Source organism: Trueperella bernardiae, from assembly GCF_030246965.1.
GTDB lineage: Bacteria > Actinomycetota > Actinomycetes > Actinomycetales > Actinomycetaceae > Trueperella > Trueperella bernardiae.
Map to the genome: position 1 here is coordinate 1,578,075 of NZ_CP127099.1, position 14,078 is coordinate 1,592,152.

13 protein-coding genes are annotated in these 14,078 nt (G+C 68.4%); 3 read left to right on the plus strand and 10 right to left on the minus strand.

Annotated features, from left to right (window positions below; translation table 11 throughout):
* Positions 1-24 precede the first annotated feature (24 nt).
* The 3 genes from dhaK to dhaM are packed head-to-tail and all read left to right on the plus strand — an operon-like array spanning position 25 to position 3,966.
* Entirely contained in the window at positions 25-1,020 is a 996-nt protein-coding gene (gene dhaK / locus QPC17_RS07285) for a dihydroxyacetone kinase subunit DhaK (RefSeq protein WP_062613313.1), read from the plus strand.
* A complete protein-coding gene (gene dhaL, locus QPC17_RS07290; protein ID WP_062613311.1) occupies positions 1,020-1,634 on the plus strand; it encodes a dihydroxyacetone kinase subunit DhaL in 615 nt (204 codons plus the stop codon). The genes dhaK and dhaL overlap by 1 nt, the downstream gene beginning before the upstream one ends.
* Positions 1,627-3,966: a dihydroxyacetone kinase phosphoryl donor subunit DhaM gene (gene dhaM, locus QPC17_RS07295; protein ID WP_070444844.1), complete on the plus strand. Its 2,340-nt coding sequence runs from the start codon at positions 1,627-1,629 to the stop codon at positions 3,964-3,966. Before dhaL ends, dhaM begins: the two co-directional genes overlap by 8 nt.
* 149 nt (positions 3,967-4,115) lie before the next feature.
* On the opposite strand, the gene QPC17_RS07300 is transcribed toward dhaM, so the two are convergent.
* The 10 genes from QPC17_RS07300 to QPC17_RS07345 form a co-directional block, all read right to left on the minus strand.
* Complete coding sequence (locus QPC17_RS07300) at positions 4,116-5,822, minus strand: PH domain-containing protein (protein WP_285347168.1); 1,707 nt, start codon at positions 5,820-5,822, stop codon at positions 4,116-4,118.
* Entirely contained in the window at positions 5,819-6,316 is a 498-nt protein-coding gene (locus QPC17_RS07305; RefSeq protein WP_068538629.1) for a PH domain-containing protein, read from the minus strand. The genes QPC17_RS07300 and QPC17_RS07305 overlap by 4 nt, the downstream gene beginning before the upstream one ends.
* Positions 6,317-6,630: 314 nt before the next feature.
* Positions 6,631-7,104 carry a DUF3180 domain-containing protein gene (locus QPC17_RS07310; RefSeq protein WP_101923615.1) on the minus strand — a complete coding sequence of 158 codons (474 nt, stop codon included), beginning with the start codon at positions 7,102-7,104 and terminating at the stop codon, positions 6,631-6,633.
* The gene (gene folK, locus QPC17_RS07315) at positions 7,101-8,048 is read right to left on the minus strand and encodes a 2-amino-4-hydroxy-6-hydroxymethyldihydropteridine diphosphokinase (RefSeq protein ID WP_285347169.1); all 948 of its coding nucleotides are present in this window, start codon (positions 8,046-8,048) and stop codon (positions 7,101-7,103) included. The genes QPC17_RS07310 and folK overlap by 4 nt, the downstream gene beginning before the upstream one ends.
* A complete protein-coding gene (gene folP, locus QPC17_RS07320) occupies positions 8,048-8,821 on the minus strand; it encodes a dihydropteroate synthase (RefSeq protein ID WP_285347170.1) in 774 nt (257 codons plus the stop codon). Before folP ends, folK begins: the two co-directional genes overlap by 1 nt.
* Before the next feature lie 2 nt (positions 8,822-8,823).
* Complete coding sequence (folE, locus tag QPC17_RS07325) at positions 8,824-9,384, minus strand: GTP cyclohydrolase I FolE (RefSeq protein ID WP_070444836.1); 561 nt, start codon at positions 9,382-9,384, stop codon at positions 8,824-8,826.
* The gene (ftsH, locus tag QPC17_RS07330) at positions 9,381-11,567 is read right to left on the minus strand and encodes an ATP-dependent zinc metalloprotease FtsH (RefSeq protein ID WP_083297660.1); all 2,187 of its coding nucleotides are present in this window, start codon (positions 11,565-11,567) and stop codon (positions 9,381-9,383) included. Before ftsH ends, folE begins: the two co-directional genes overlap by 4 nt.
* Positions 11,568-12,125 carry a hypoxanthine phosphoribosyltransferase gene (gene hpt / locus QPC17_RS07335; protein ID WP_062613298.1) on the minus strand — a complete coding sequence of 186 codons (558 nt, stop codon included), beginning with the start codon at positions 12,123-12,125 and terminating at the stop codon, positions 11,568-11,570.
* Positions 12,122-13,162 carry a tRNA lysidine(34) synthetase TilS gene (tilS, locus tag QPC17_RS07340; RefSeq protein ID WP_070444835.1) on the minus strand — a complete coding sequence of 347 codons (1,041 nt, stop codon included), beginning with the start codon at positions 13,160-13,162 and terminating at the stop codon, positions 12,122-12,124. The genes hpt and tilS overlap by 4 nt, the downstream gene beginning before the upstream one ends.
* The gene (locus tag QPC17_RS07345) at positions 13,162-14,040 is read right to left on the minus strand and encodes a zinc-dependent metalloprotease (protein WP_068538624.1); all 879 of its coding nucleotides are present in this window, start codon (positions 14,038-14,040) and stop codon (positions 13,162-13,164) included. The genes tilS and QPC17_RS07345 overlap by 1 nt, the downstream gene beginning before the upstream one ends.
* Positions 14,041-14,078: the final 38 nt, after the last annotated feature.

The following is a 14,078-nucleotide window of genomic DNA, read 5'->3' on the forward strand; positions in this document are numbered from 1 at the left end:
AGGTAACGATGGGACAATTGCGGCATGAAGAAAATAATCAATAACCCCAATGACGTGGTCACTGATTCCCTCGTTGGAGTGGCCGCTGCCCATCCGGACCTTGAGGTCGATATTCCCCGTCACATCGTCTACCGAGCAACGAAGAAGGAGGGCAAGGTCGCCCTCGTCTCCGGTGGTGGATCCGGCCACGAGCCGCTCCACTCGGGCTTCGTGGGTGAAGGCATGCTGGACGCGGCATGCTGCGGCGAGGTCTTCACATCGCCGGTCCCCGATCAGATCATGGAGGCCACCGCCAAGGTTGATTCCGGCGCCGGCGTCCTCCACATCGTCAAGAACTACACGGGCGACGTGATGAACTTCGAGATGGCCGCCGAAATGGCTGCCGACATGGAGGGCACCCAGGTCAAGGCCGTCATCGTGGAGGACGACGTGGCGGTCCAAGACTCCCTCTACACCGCGGGCCGCCGCGGCGTGGGCGGCACCCTGTTCGTGGAGAAGATCGCCGGCGCGCTGGCAGAGGAGGGCGCGGATCTCGACGCCGTCACCGCCGTTGCGCAGAAGGTCGCCGATTCCACGCGCAGCTTCGGCATGGCCCTCACCTCTTGCACGGTCCCCGCGGCCGGCAAGCCCACCTTCGAGCTGGGCGAGGATGAGATCGAGCTCGGCATCGGCATCCACGGCGAGCCGGGCCGCGAGCGCCGCGCGCTCCAGCCGGCACACGAGCTGGCCAAGGAGCTGGTGGAGCCGATCCTGGCGGACATGGACTTCACTGGCGCGCCCGTGATCGCCATGCTCGGCGGCATGGGCGGCACCCCGCTGTCGGAGCTGTACCTCATGTACGGCGAGGTGGCGAAGCTGCTGGAAGACGCCGGCGTGACTGTAGCCCGCGTGCTCGTGGGCGACTACGTGACCTCGCTCGAGATGGCCGGCTGCGCCCTGTCGCTGCTCAAGGCTGACGACGAACTGTTGCGCCTGTGGGATGCCCCCGTCGTGACCACCGGACTGAGGTGGGGTAAGTAATGCCCGAACTGCAGCCTTTCGCGGCCTGGATGGCCGGATTCAAAACCAGGATTGATGAGCAGGCGGACTACCTGACCGATCTGGACCGCCAGATCGGCGACGCGGACCATGGCTCCAACATGGCCCGCGGCGTGCAGGCGATCTCGGAGATCGACCTGGATGCGGTCCCAGATGCCGGCGCCTACCTGAAGAAGGCGGGCATGGCTCTGGTGTCGAAGGTGGGCGGCGCGTCCGGCCCGCTGTACGGCACGCTACTCATGCGGATGGGCGGGGCTCTGCCCGAAGGCGAGTTCACTCGAGAGGACTTCCTCGCCGCCCTCCGCACCGGCGTCGAGGCCCTGCAGGCGCGGGGCAAGGCCGAGGTGGGAGACAAAACGATGCTTGACGTCTGGTTCCCCGCACTTGAGGCCGCCGACTCCGCGGAAGGCTCCCTTGCCGACGCCCTCGCTGCTGCCGCCGCCGCAGCGCGCACGGGTGCGGAGGCCACTATCCCGATGATTGCCCACAAGGGCCGCGCCTCCTACCTCGGAGAACGCTCGAAGGGCGTGAAGGATCCGGGTTCGGCCTCCTCCGTCCTGCTCATTGAGGCAGCGCTGGAGGCATTTGGTGACTAACGTCGGCCTCGTTGCCGTCTCGCACTCGGCGCCACTGGCGGCCGCAGCTCGCGACCTCGCGCTCGACATGGGCAGGGACGCGGTGATTGTGGCCGCCGGCGGCGCCGATGGCGGTTTCGGCACCTCTGCAGAACTCATCTCCGCCGCGATTGAGGAGGCGGACGGCGGCGCGGGCGTGGTCGTGCTCGTTGACCTCGGATCGGCGGTCATGTCCACGGAGATGGCGCTCGAATTCATTGACCCGGACATGGCCGAGCGCACCACCGTGGTGCCCGCTCCCCTGGTGGAGGGCCTGGTGGTGGCCGCCGTCGCGGCGGGCGCTGGTGCCAGCCGCAAGGACGTGGCACGCGAGGCCATGGGCGCGCTCGCCGCGAAGGAGGCCGACATTCCCTACGCGGACGCGGCCGGTGGCGCTATGGGCGCGGGCGGCGTCGACGACGACGGGCCCGACACGCGCGAGTGGATCTCGCGCACCTACGTGGTGGACGACCCGGCGGGCCTGCACGCTCGGCCGGCTGGCGCACTCGTGGCGGCGGTAGCACCGTTTGACGCGGAGGTGCGGGTCTCGCACGTCGGCAACGGGCGGGGGCCGGTGGTCGCACGCTCGATGACGTCCCTCATCTCGCTCGGCGTGCTCGAAGGCGACGAGGTCCTGGTGCAGGCCACCGGGCCTGAGGCGGAAGCCGCGCTCGACGCCGTCGGGGAACTCGCCCAGCGCGGGTGGCTCGCCAAGGGCGAAGCCAAGCCCGAATCCCCCATCCCCGCACACAAGCGGCAGACCGGCTCCGGCATGGAGATCGCGGTGGGGCCCGCGCTCGTGTGGAACGCCCAGCCGCGCCCGGAGCTCGGCACCGAGCCGAAGAACCAGGCCGACGCCTACGCCGAGGCGCGCGAGGCTGTGCGCACCTACCTCGCGTCCCTCGGGGACGACCCGATCCTCACCTTGCAGGTGGGACTCCTCGACGACCCGGCCTACGCTGGGCGCATCACAACCGCGATCGACGCCGGCAAGCCCGCCCAAATCGCGGTTCACAACGCCACACAAGACACGGTGGCCGAGTACCTCGACCTGCCCACCGCCTACCTGCGCGAACGCTCAGAGGATGTCAAGGCCCTGGGCGACCTTCTCATCCAGGCGCTCCACGGCCTGCCGCTCGGCGGGCTGGCCGCCGCGATCGCCGACTTCGGGCGCGACCCCGTGGTGGTGCTCGACTCGCTCACCCCGGCCCTAGCCTCGGAGATCGACCCCGGCTCGGTGATCGGCATCCTCGCCGCCACCGGCTCGGCCACCGGGCACGGCGCCCTCATCGCCTCCGCGAAGGGCATCCCCGTCATCACGGGCAAAGAGATCGCGCGTGACATCACGGAGGGCCAGGAGGTAGCGCTCGAGCCGCGCTCGGGGATGGTCTACGTGGACCCGACGCGGGCCCAGCTCCACGAACTGCTGCGCGCCTCCAAGGAACAGGCCAAGCTGGCGAAGGCAGCCCGCGAGCACGCCCACGAACCGGCCATGTTCGATGGGCGGCAGATCTACGTGCGCGCGAACGTGGCCCTGGCCAGCGACGCGGAACTCGGTGCCAAGAACGGGGCCGACGGCTCGGGGCTGGTACGCACCGAGGTGCTGTTCGCCGACTGGGATCACCGGCCCACGGTGGACGAGCAGGCGGAAGTCTTTACTCAGATCGCCGAAGCGCTCGGCACCGAACAGCCGATCACGCTCCGCACGTGGGACGTGGGGGCCGACAAGCCCGTGTCCTTCTTCGACTCCGAACCGGAGGACAACCCGTTCCTGGGCGTACGCGGGATCAGGCTCATGCAGCGCATACCCGACGCGCTGGTCGACCAGTTCCGCGCCGCGATCCGCGTGGCCCAGCACGCCAACATCAAGGTGATGATCCCCATGGTCACCACCGTTGCCGAAGTGGTGTGGGCACGCGAGATGTTCAACGTGGCCGTGGAGGCCGAGGGTCGGCCCGACGAGCTACCCCAGTTCGGCATGATGCTCGAAACCCCGGCGGCGCTACTCAACGTTGCCGCATTCGATGAGAAGGTAGACTTCTTCTCGGTGGGCACGAACGACCTGATCCAGTACATGGCGGCCACCGACCGCGGCAACTCCGCCGTAGCACCCGTGGCCGACCAGGTGATCCCGCTCGTGGTGGACCTCATCGCGGACACGGCCCGCAAGCTCGAGTCCCCCCTCGGCATCTGCGGCGACCTGGCCTCCTCCGAGGAGCACGTGCCCCAGCTGGTGCGCGCCGGGGTGGCCTCGCTCTCCGTGCGCCCGGGCCTGGTGCCCCAGATCAAGGCGGCAATCCGGGCGATCAAGTAGCCGGGCAGTCAGCCGGGAGACTGTGACGAGCCGGGCAGCCAGGGTGCCGGGCCGGGGCAAATTAAAACATTTTGGACGTATTTGGGGCGATCTCCTCATATACGGAGATCGCCCCAAATACGTCCAGTAAATTCAAATCACGGGCTGAGCTAGACTCCCACGCGCTCCCGCCAGGTGTCGATCGACTCGCTCACGCCCACGTGCCGCGCCTGCGCGCTGAGCTCGTTTTCCACCCAGACCATGCGCTCCACATCGGACACCGCCATGTTCTTGTGCGTGGCCGACGCGAACGACACCAGGTCAAGCTCAATCTCACCCAGGCCCAGACGGCGTTGGATCGGACCTTGCTTCATCTTCACCGACTGCGTGTGGTCCTGCCACACGAACATGACCCGCCGCCCGAAGCGCCCGCGCCGGAACACGGCTACCTTCGGGGTCAGGCACACGCCGCGCGACTTGTACGTAATCGGGTCGAACCACTTGGCCTGATCCGGTGAGGACAGGAAGTGGCGGCCCGTGCCCGACCCATCCAGGGCGTCGCGGATGAGGCCGGCGTCGTCGGCGGTGCCGGCGTCGGGAAGCATGGTCCACAGCACGCGCAGGGCTTCCTTGCGCGAGCCGGCAGGGATAATAATTTCGGAGCCGGGGGTGTCGCCGGAGGTGTCGAGCGTGGCGGCGCCGGCCAGGGTGGCCGTGACCTCCCACCAGTCCTTCCAACGCCACAGCATCGGGCGGTGTAGCTCGATGGCATGCAGGCGCGCCGGCGGAATGGAGCGGGTGGTGAGCGTGGTCAGTCCCCCACGCACGCGCAACCCGTTCGCCGATAGGTATACCTTCGTGCCGTACTGCCCCAGCGAGGATTTGACGAACGTGTAGGCCGAGCCGACCACCAGGAAGATCACCGCCATGAGGGTCTCCCCCAGCCAGATCGAGCCCACCAGCATCGCTAGCGTTACCGTCAACACCGACAGGAACGTGGGGCTCAGCAGTCGGGAGGCGATGAGGCGGGAGGTGGGCATCTCGAAGATGAGCTGGTCGAGCTCGGTGTCGTCAGGGTCAAAGATGGGGATCGCCGGAGCGGCCCCGGTGGCGGCGGGCTGGCCGGTCTCCCCGGGTTGGCCTGCGTCTGGCTGGCCCGGCAGGCCGGCGTGATCAGGTCCGACGACGCCGGTAGCGCCCGTCGCGCCCGCGGCGTGGTCGGTGGCGCCCGTTTGGTTCGCGGCGCCGGGTTGGCCTGCGTCAGGCTGGCCGCCGAGCACCGAGCCGGGGGTCGCCGCGGGGGCGGTGGAAGCTGGGGCGACGGCGTCGTTGGCAAGACCAATCGGGCGGCCGGCGCGGGCGTTGGCAAGGCCCTGCAAGACCTCCTTTCGCAGGGCAGCGCAGTCGGCCATGGTGAGCAGGCCGAGCGTGATGCCCTCGTCGGAGCCCGCGGACTCGACCTTGACCGAGCCGAAACCGAAGATGCGGCCGAAGATCTTCTGCTCCACCTCCACGCTCTGCACGCGATCCCAACGCATATGCTTGTGACGCTTGATGAGGACGCCGGAACGGTGGTGGATGCCGGAGTCGACCACGGCGAAGGATGCGAAGCGCCACACCACCCACGAGCACACGACCACCACGATCGTGAGCAGAACCAGGGCCCCAGCCGCGATCAAGATCCACATGAGGGTGATGTGGGAGGCGGCGTCACGAAGCTCGTCCACGCCATCTTCAAGCAACGACTGCAGGATGTTGTACAGGAAAATCGCGAGCGCCACCCACAGCACGCCGCCATTGGCCAGCGGGGTCACCTTGTGGAACTTGCGCCACGCGCCCTCGGGCACGGATTCGCCGAGCGTACGCTTGTCGCTCACAGGCCCTCCATCCTCGCCTCGCCCAGCGCGGTCAGCTTCTCGCGCAGGCGCTCGGCCTCCTCAATCGCCACCCCGGGGATGGAGGCATTCGAGCCCGCCGACGCCGTCACCAGCTCAATCGACCCCAGCCCAAAGCGCTTCAGCAGCGGACCCGTGCCCACCTCCACCTGCTGCATGCGGCCGTAAGGCACCACGGTCACGGAATGGAACATGATGCCGGAGCGGATGAGGAGCTCGTCCTCCAGCTCGGCGTAGCCGAACGCGCGGGCCCGGCGCAGCGCGAACGGGACCTGGATCAGCCACACCACCGCCCAGATCGCAAAGCCGACCCACCACAGCACGCCCGGGAAGCTCGCACTCCCGAGCAAAATCCCGGGGATCGCGCCGACCACCACGATCACGATCACGGCGACCGACCAGCGGATGGCCTGCACCTTCGTGTATCCGGGGTCCAAGGGGATGAAAACGGTGTCCTGGGCAAGTGGATGTCTCATGTCTGACATTCTACCGCCCGCGCGGCCGGCCCCGTCCACCTAGCGTCTGAGGCTCAGCGGATTCGAGCTCGTGGCCGAGGTCGGGAGGATTGCCGTCGTTTGCCCGTGTGAGGCCTACCCGCAGAAGCTGTACTAAACCGCAAGATGCGACACTACTTTCCCGTTATGTAGTGCCGCATTTGTCAGTTTAGTGCCGCATTTGGACAGGGCGGGCCCTGCGCACGACGCCGTGGCGCGGTTCGCGGCCCCTGCGCACGACGCCGTGGCGCGGCTCGCGGCCCCAGCACGGCGCGCGGCCCCAGCACGGCGAACGGCTAGGCGCTGGCAGCGGCGTCGGGGCTCGGGTCGTCGTAGGTGCACCAGCGCTCGCCAACGAGCGCCGCCATGGTCATGATGATCGACGCGATCCCGGCGAGGAGGGCGTTGTGCGCGTTGTCGGTGAGGAAGGCCGCCGAACCGGCATAGTAGGCCACCGCGACGCCAAGCGCGCCGCCAGCCATCAGGGTGCCGCCACGCGACGTGGCCTGGGTCAGCACCCAGATCCGGGCGGCATACAGCTGATCGACCGGGCGCTTGCCCCGGCGGTACTGGCGCACCAGCCACGCCTGGCTGATCACCACCGCGCCGATCGCCAGCGGCGCGAGGAACAGCCAAAACGGCACTGGCACCGGGCTGGCGCCAGAGCGGATGAACACCGACGTCAGCGAAAAAACCGTGATCCCCGCGACTAACCCTGCCCCGACCAACATCGAGATCGACGTGGGGCGCAGCTTCGGGTTCTCGCTCATGCTGGCTCCCCCAGGGGCTGGACCCGCTGGTCGGCGACGCCGGCGAGCAGGCTCACGACGGGGTGGCCGGCGAGGCGCGCGCCCGGGTCGACGGCGGCCCAGGGCTCGAGCACGAAGCGCCGCTCGGCGGCGCGCGGGTGGGGCAGGGTTAGGCGCGGGGTGTCGAGTTCGAGGCCCGCATAGGTGACGATGTCGAGGTCGAGCGTGCGCGCACCCCAGCGCTCGGATCGGACCCGCCCGTGAGCCGCCTCGATCCCCTGCAGGGCGTCGAGCAGTTCGAGGGGCGATAGGTGCGTGTCTAGCAGCACCACGGCGTTAACGTAATCCGGCTGCCCGGCCTGGCCCTCCGCCAGTCGCGGCGCGGTGTCATACAGCCCCGAGGCCGCGACGACAACTCCCAGCTCGCCCAGCTCCTCGATCGCGGCGCGCACGTGCCCGGCCGCATCGAGGTTGGACCCGACGCCGATCACGGCCCGCTCCGCGCCCGCCGGCGCCGACAGCTGGCCGCCGGCTTGTGCCGCAGCCCCGGCACCCGGGGCCACAGCCAGCCCGGCCGCGAGCCCATCGCCCGCCGACCCGGCCTCCAGGGCCCAGCGCTCGAGCGTGACGGCCACGTCGGTGAACTCGTGCGGGATCGGTGCCTGCGGCTTATGTACAGTCACCTCCACGCCCGCGGCTCCAAAGCCCAGCGCCCGCTCGGCGATGCGGCCGGCCAAGGTCTCGATGAGGCCCGCGTGGTCACCCTCGATCACGCCTACCACCATGTCGGCCACCTCGGCGTAGTTGATGGTGTGGGCGACATCGTCGGTGGCAATCGCCCGCGAGATGTCGAGGTGTAGCGCCACGTCGACCACGAAGTCCTGCGCCTCGGCGTGCTCGAAGTCGAGCACGCCGTGCATGCCGCGGACTCGCAGGCCGGTGAGGCGGATAGTCGACAGGGCCATCACAGGCCCTTCATCATGCGGGCCACGCCGATCGCGGTAGCCGTGGCGGCCACGTTGTGCACGCGCACCGCCCACACCGACTCCGCGATGAAGGCCGAGATCGCGGCGGTTGCCACGTCCCGTTCGTCGTTGACGGCAAACGGCACGAGGAAGCGCTTGCGCGAGTGCCCCACGAGCACGCGGTGCCCCTCGCCTAGGAAGGCGCCGAGCCCGCGCAGGATCTCCCAGTCCTGATCGCCCACCTTGGCAAAACCAAGGCCCGGGTCGAGGATGATTGACTCCGGCGCGATCCCTGCGGCCACCGCCCCATCGCACGAAGCCAGCAGCTCGGAGCGCACCTCGCCCACCACGTCGCCGTAGGAGGCCAGGTCGTTCATCGTGCGGGCATTGCCCCGCCCGTGCTGGAGCACGTAGTCGCAGCCGAGCTCGGCCACGGTGGCGAACATGGCCGGATCGCCCTGCCCGCCGGTCACGTCGTTGACGATCGCCGCGCCCGCCTCCACGGCCCGGCGCGCGGTGCTGGCGTGGTAGGTGTCCACCGACACCGCCACCTCGCCCGACAACTCCGCCACCACGTCCGCAATCCGCGCCCACTCGTCCTCCGGGGCCACCGGTTCGGCTCCCGGGCGGGTGGACTCCCCGCCGATGTCGAGGATCGTGGCGCCGGCGGCCACGAGCTCGCGTCCGTGCTCGATCGCGGCGCCCGGGTCCAGGAACTGGCCCCCGTCCGAGAACGAGTTCGGCGTGACGTTCACAATTCCCATGATGTTCATGGCTACCTCACTAGGCTCATCGCTTCGGCGCGCGTGGCCGGATCGTGCATCGTGCCCCGCACCGCCGACGTCACCGTGCGCGACCCCGGTTTACGCACCCCGCGCATCGACATGCACAGGTGCTCCGCCTCCACGACGACGATCACGCCTGTCGCACCCAACCGCTCGTAGATCGCCTCCGCCACCTGGGTGGTGAGCCGCTCTTGGACCTGTGGCCGATGCGCATAGCCCTCGACCAGCCGGGCCAGCTTCGACAGGCCGGTCACCCGACCGTCCGCTCCGGGGATGTAGCCCACGTGGGCCACGCCGTGGAACGGCAGCAGGTGGTGCTCGCACATCGAATACACCGGAATGTCCCGCACGAGCACCATCTCCTGATGCCCCACGTCGAACACTTTCTCCAGGTGCTCGCCCGGGTCCTCGTCCAGGCCGGAAAAGATCTCCGCATACGACCGGGCCACGCGGGCCGGGGTGTCAATCAGGCCGTCGCGGTCCGGGTCCTCCCCAATCGCAAAGAGAAGTTCACGGACGGCGGCCTGTGCGCGCTCAACGTCCACGCTCACTTGATTCCTCCTTCGGGCTCGCTTCCCGACGACGGCCGCCCGCCCTCGGCACTGTCCTCGGCGTTCTTGTCCTGGCCGGCGTCGGCACTGTCTCCAGCCCCTGCATGAGAACCCTCGCCAGCCTCGGCTTCGTCGTCGGCTTTCGGGGCCTCAGGCAGCGGCACGGGCGGCAGGTCGGACACGGGCCGCTCGGGCGAGGACAGCCACAGCTGGCGCGCCGGCGCCTTGACGATGTCCTTGAAGATTTCCTTGAGTTCGCCCTCGAGCACGGTCTCCTTTTCCAGGAGCACGGAGGTGAGGCGGTCGAGCACGTGGCGGTTGTCCATCATGATCTGCCATGCCTCTTGGGCGGCGCGGTCGAGCAAGGTGCGCACTTCCTCGTCCACGATCCGGGCCAGGTCATCGGAGTGCTCGCGGGCCTGCCCGCCGCCCATCCGAGTCATGGGATCGGAGTCGTCTGCCGTGAGGCGCACGGCCCCCACCCGCTGCGACATGCCGTATTCGGTGACCATCTTGCGCGCCACCGAGGTGGCCTTCTGGATGTCGTTCGAGGCGCCCGTGGTGGGATCGTGGAACACGACCTCCTCCGCCGCGCGCCCGCCCATCGCGTAGACCATTTCGTCCAGCAGCTCGTGGCGAGAGGTGGAGTACCGATCCTCGGTGGGCATGACCATCGTGTAGCCCAGGGCCCGCCCGCGCGGCAGGATCGTCACCTTCGTGACCGGGTCGGTGTGGTTGAGCGCCGCGGCGGCCACGGCGTGGCCGGCCTCATGGTAGGCGGTCATCCGCTTCTCCTTCGGGTTCATCACCCGGGTGCGGCGCTGCGGTCCGGCGATCACGCGGTCGATCGCCTCGTCGATGTCGTCCTCATCAATCTTCGTGTGCCCGCGGCGGGCCGCAAGGAGCGCCGCCTCGTTCAACAGGTTTGCCAGGTCCGCTCCGGAGAAACCGGGCGTGCGGCGGGCGATCGACTCGAGCGAGACCCCCTCTTCCAACGGCTTGCCGTCGGCATGGACCTTGAGGATCTCCTGGCGTCCGGGCAGGTCCGGCGCGTCCACGCCGATCTGCCGGTCGAAGCGGCCGGGGCGCAGCAACGCCGGGTCGAGTACGTCGGGCCGGTTGGTGGCCGCAATGACGATGACGTTCGTGCGCTCGTCGAAGCCGTCCATCTCCACCAGCAGCTGGTTCAGAGTCTGCTCGCGCTCGTCATTGCCGCCGCCGATCCCGGCGCCGCGGTTGCGCCCGACCGCGTCGATCTCGTCCACAAAGATGATCGCCGGGGCCACCTTCTTGGCCTTCGTAAACAGGTCACGCACTCGGGAGGCACCCACGCCCACGAACATCTCCACGAACTCGGAGGCTGAGATGTGGAAGAAGGGCACGCCGGCCTCGCCTGCCACGGCCTTCGCCAGCAGCGTCTTGCCGGTTCCCGGCGGGCCGTAGAGCAGCACGCCGCGCGGGATCTTCGCCCCCATCTTGTAAAACTTCTCCGGAGTCTCGATGAACTCCTTGATCTCGCGTAGCTCTTCGACTGCCTCGTCGACGCCGGCGACGTCGGCAAACGTCACGTCCGGCAGGTCCGATTCGACCCCGTCGCGTTTGACCTTGCCAAATTCGTTCATCCGCCCCTGCATTTTGGGGATCATCCAGAAGAACAAACCCACGATCAGCAGCATCGGCAGCATAAAGGATAGCAGGGAGAACAGCAGCGACTGCTGCGGCACGATCGAGTTGTACCCGTTTTCAGACTTCGCCCTCTGCACAAGCCCGAGCATCGCGTCGCCCTCCGGGTCCGTGTACTGGAACTGGACCTTCTTCGTGGGCTTTTGCTTCTTGCCCTCCAGGTCGGTGGGCTTGTAGTCGTCCTTGAGCCAGATCTGGACGATCTGGCTGCCGTCGGTAACCTGGATGCGCTCAATCGACTGCGACTGCAGGATCTGGCGGCCCTCGCTGGTCTTAACCTGCGTGAAGCCGGCGGGGTTGAAGAAGAAGAAAATAAGCATGGCACCCACGGTCAGGGCGCTCATGATCCCCCAGAAGATGCGCCGCTGCTTGCGCTCGCGCTCCTCCTGTTCCTTGCGCTCGCGCTTCGAGCGCGGGCCTTCATCCGCATCGCCTCCCTGCTTGGCCTTGCGGCCCCTCCGGTTGAAGTCCTCCAGGCTGCGTCGCTGTCGATTAGACATTTAACCTCCGTACACGTGGGGAGCGAGGACACCCACAAAGGGAAGGTGGCGGTAGTCCTCGGCGTAGTCGAGCCCGTAGCCGACCACGAATTCGTTGGGGATGTCGAAGCCGACGTATTCCACGTCCACCTTGACCTTCGCCGCGTCCGGCTTGCGCAGCAGGGTGGCGATCTTGACCGACTTCGCCCCGCGGGTGACGAGGTTTTGCTGCAGCCAGTCGAGGGTGAGGCCCGAGTCAATGATGTCTTCGACGATGAGGACGTTGAGGCCCTCCAGCTCCGTGTCCAGGTCCTTGAGGATGCGCACCACACCCGACGTCTTCGTGGAGGCGCCGTAGGAGGAGACCGCCATCCAGTCCATGTGCAGGGGCACGGAGATCTGCCGCGACAGGTCAGCCATCACCATGATGGCCCCGCGCAGCACGCCCACGAGCAGTAGTGAGTCCTCATCCTTGTAGTCCTCGCTGATCTGGGCTCCCATTTCGGCCAGGCGCTCCTTAATCTGCTCCTCTGTGACGACGATCTTCACCACGTCATCTTTGCAATCCTCAAGATTCATGACTTCTCCGCTCTTGTGATGGTTAAAAGGTTGGCTCGCCGGCAGGCATGGGCGCCGGGTAGATCGAGTTCACGATTATTGTCCGCCCCGCACACGAGCCTATCAAGCGCGTCAATGTGCCAGTAAACAATGTCACCAGGGCGCCCGACGCCGCCCGCCGCCTCGCGTAGGACCCGGGTTCGCACCGCCCGTGGGGCACGTGCCAGCGCTCGCACGTCGATCCCCTCCGGCCCAGTTACGTCCGCCCGCACCCGCTCCGCGATCTTCGACAGCGCCGCGTCGTCCTCCCGCGCCATGTGCGCCGTGCGGCACAGTGAGTCGACGACGCCGTGGCCCAGCACCTCCTCCAGCGCCGGCATGGCCCTGTGGCGGATCTGCGAGCGGCGAAGCGGGCCGCCATCGGCCGAACGCCACGGCCCATTCACATCGTTGGACGGGTCCTCCAGCCACGGCAGGTCGAGCACCCGGCAGACCGCGCGCAGCTCGCCGCGGCGCAGGTGGAGGTAGGGGCGTACCATCGGCACGTCGGGGTGGCCGGGCAGGTGGCCGCGGCGGGCCATGCCCGCAATCGAGCGGGTGCCGGAGCCGCGCCCGAGCCCCATGAGCACCGTCTCGGCCTGGTCGTCGGCCGTGTGGCCGAGGAGCACGGTGAGCGGGCCACACCCCTTGAGCTCCCCGCCGGCCCGTGCGATCTCCGCCAGCCTGGCGTAGCGGGCCGCGCGGGCGTTGCCCTCCGGCCCGTCCCCGCCCGCTGCGGCTACCTCCACGCGCGTGGCAATCGGGGTGTCCACCACTCCCCTCAGGTACCGTTCCACCGCCAGTGCCTCACGCCCCGATTCGGGGCGTAGCCCGTGGTCCACCGTGGCCGCGAGAACCTCCACCCGGCCCGCGCTGGCCCACATTGCCACCTTCGTCAGCGCCATCGAGTCCGAGCCGCCGGACACGGCGAGCAGGACCGAGCCCCCATCGGGGATGGGGGCGAGCGCCTCGCTCATGGCGTGGCGGGCGGCGGTGAGGGCAGGGGCCGGGAAGGACATTACATGCGCTCGATCCAGGCCGCCGGGTCGGCCAGCTCCGCGGGCGTGGGCAGATGCTCGGGCGCCAGCCACACCTTGTTGAAAAACTCCATGCCGCGCTCGCGCACCACGTACTTCACGAACGTCTCCCCCGCCGCGTACTGCGCCGTCTTCTTATCCAGGCCCAGCTTGCGCACGAGGAACGCCACGATCGGGTTGCTGCCCGCGCGCTGGGCCGCCATGGCAGACACGATGCGCTGGCGGGAGGGGATGCGCGTGGTGGGCACGTTGTTCATCACGTATTCGGCGTGCCCCTCGAGCAGCGACATGACGGCCGTGACGTTCGCCAGCGCCTCCTCCACCCCCGCATTTGAGTTGAAGGCGTCCATCAGTTGCCCGGCCCGCTTCGCCAACTCAGGTTTGAGCCAGGGGGCCGCAGCGAACTGGGTGGCGTGCGTGAGTTCGTGGACGGCCACCCACAGGCACAAATCCCGCCGGTCCAGATCGAAGTTCATGCGGAAGGCGGCCACGTTCGGCGCCACCAGGTACAGGCGCTCCGGTTCCGAGAACGGATCGAACTGGCCGAGCACCTTTGCGGCCACGGCCGAGAACACCACCGCACCCTCGAGCGTTCCCACCACGTCCCGACCCGGGATCATGTTCTCAATCGACACCGCGCCCGCACTCGCCCACGTGGCTCGGTCCACCACCTTGACTTCCACCGCCGCCGCGTGCTCGGCCGCCTCGGCCAGGCCCGTGACGGAGGCGACGATACCCGGGGCGCGCTTCGCCTGCGCGCGCAGGTCAGTGACGAGCGCGCGAGCCTTGGCTGGGCTGACCTCCGGACCGCCGCCCGACAGCACGCGCGCAGCCCGGTGAACCTTGCTGTGATCAATCATGTCTCAAGGGTAATGTGCCCCTCCGACACTCGCGAGAA

Excerpts from the sequence above, each read along its gene's own strand:
- dhaL (WP_062613311.1), top strand. The coding sequence starts at position 1,020 with ATGCCCGAACTGCAGCCTTTCGCGGCCTGGATGGCCGGATTCAAAACC.
- QPC17_RS07305 (WP_068538629.1), bottom strand. The coding sequence starts at position 6,316 with ATGAGACATCCACTTGCCCAGGACACCGTTTTCATCCCCTTGGACCCC.
- dhaK (WP_062613313.1), top strand. The coding sequence starts at position 25 with ATGAAGAAAATAATCAATAACCCCAATGACGTGGTCACTGATTCCCTC.
- ftsH (WP_083297660.1), bottom strand. The coding sequence starts at position 11,567 with ATGTCTAATCGACAGCGACGCAGCCTGGAGGACTTCAACCGGAGGGGC.
- hpt (WP_062613298.1), bottom strand. The coding sequence starts at position 12,125 with ATGAATCTTGAGGATTGCAAAGATGACGTGGTGAAGATCGTCGTCACA.
- tilS (WP_070444835.1), bottom strand. The coding sequence starts at position 13,162 with ATGTCCTTCCCGGCCCCTGCCCTCACCGCCGCCCGCCACGCCATGAGC.
- QPC17_RS07345 (WP_068538624.1), bottom strand. The coding sequence starts at position 14,040 with ATGATTGATCACAGCAAGGTTCACCGGGCTGCGCGCGTGCTGTCGGGC.
- folK (WP_285347169.1), bottom strand. The coding sequence starts at position 8,048 with ATGGCCCTGTCGACTATCCGCCTCACCGGCCTGCGAGTCCGCGGCATG.
- QPC17_RS07310 (WP_101923615.1), bottom strand. The coding sequence starts at position 7,104 with ATGAGCGAGAACCCGAAGCTGCGCCCCACGTCGATCTCGATGTTGGTC.
- folP (WP_285347170.1), bottom strand. The coding sequence starts at position 8,821 with ATGAACATCATGGGAATTGTGAACGTCACGCCGAACTCGTTCTCGGAC.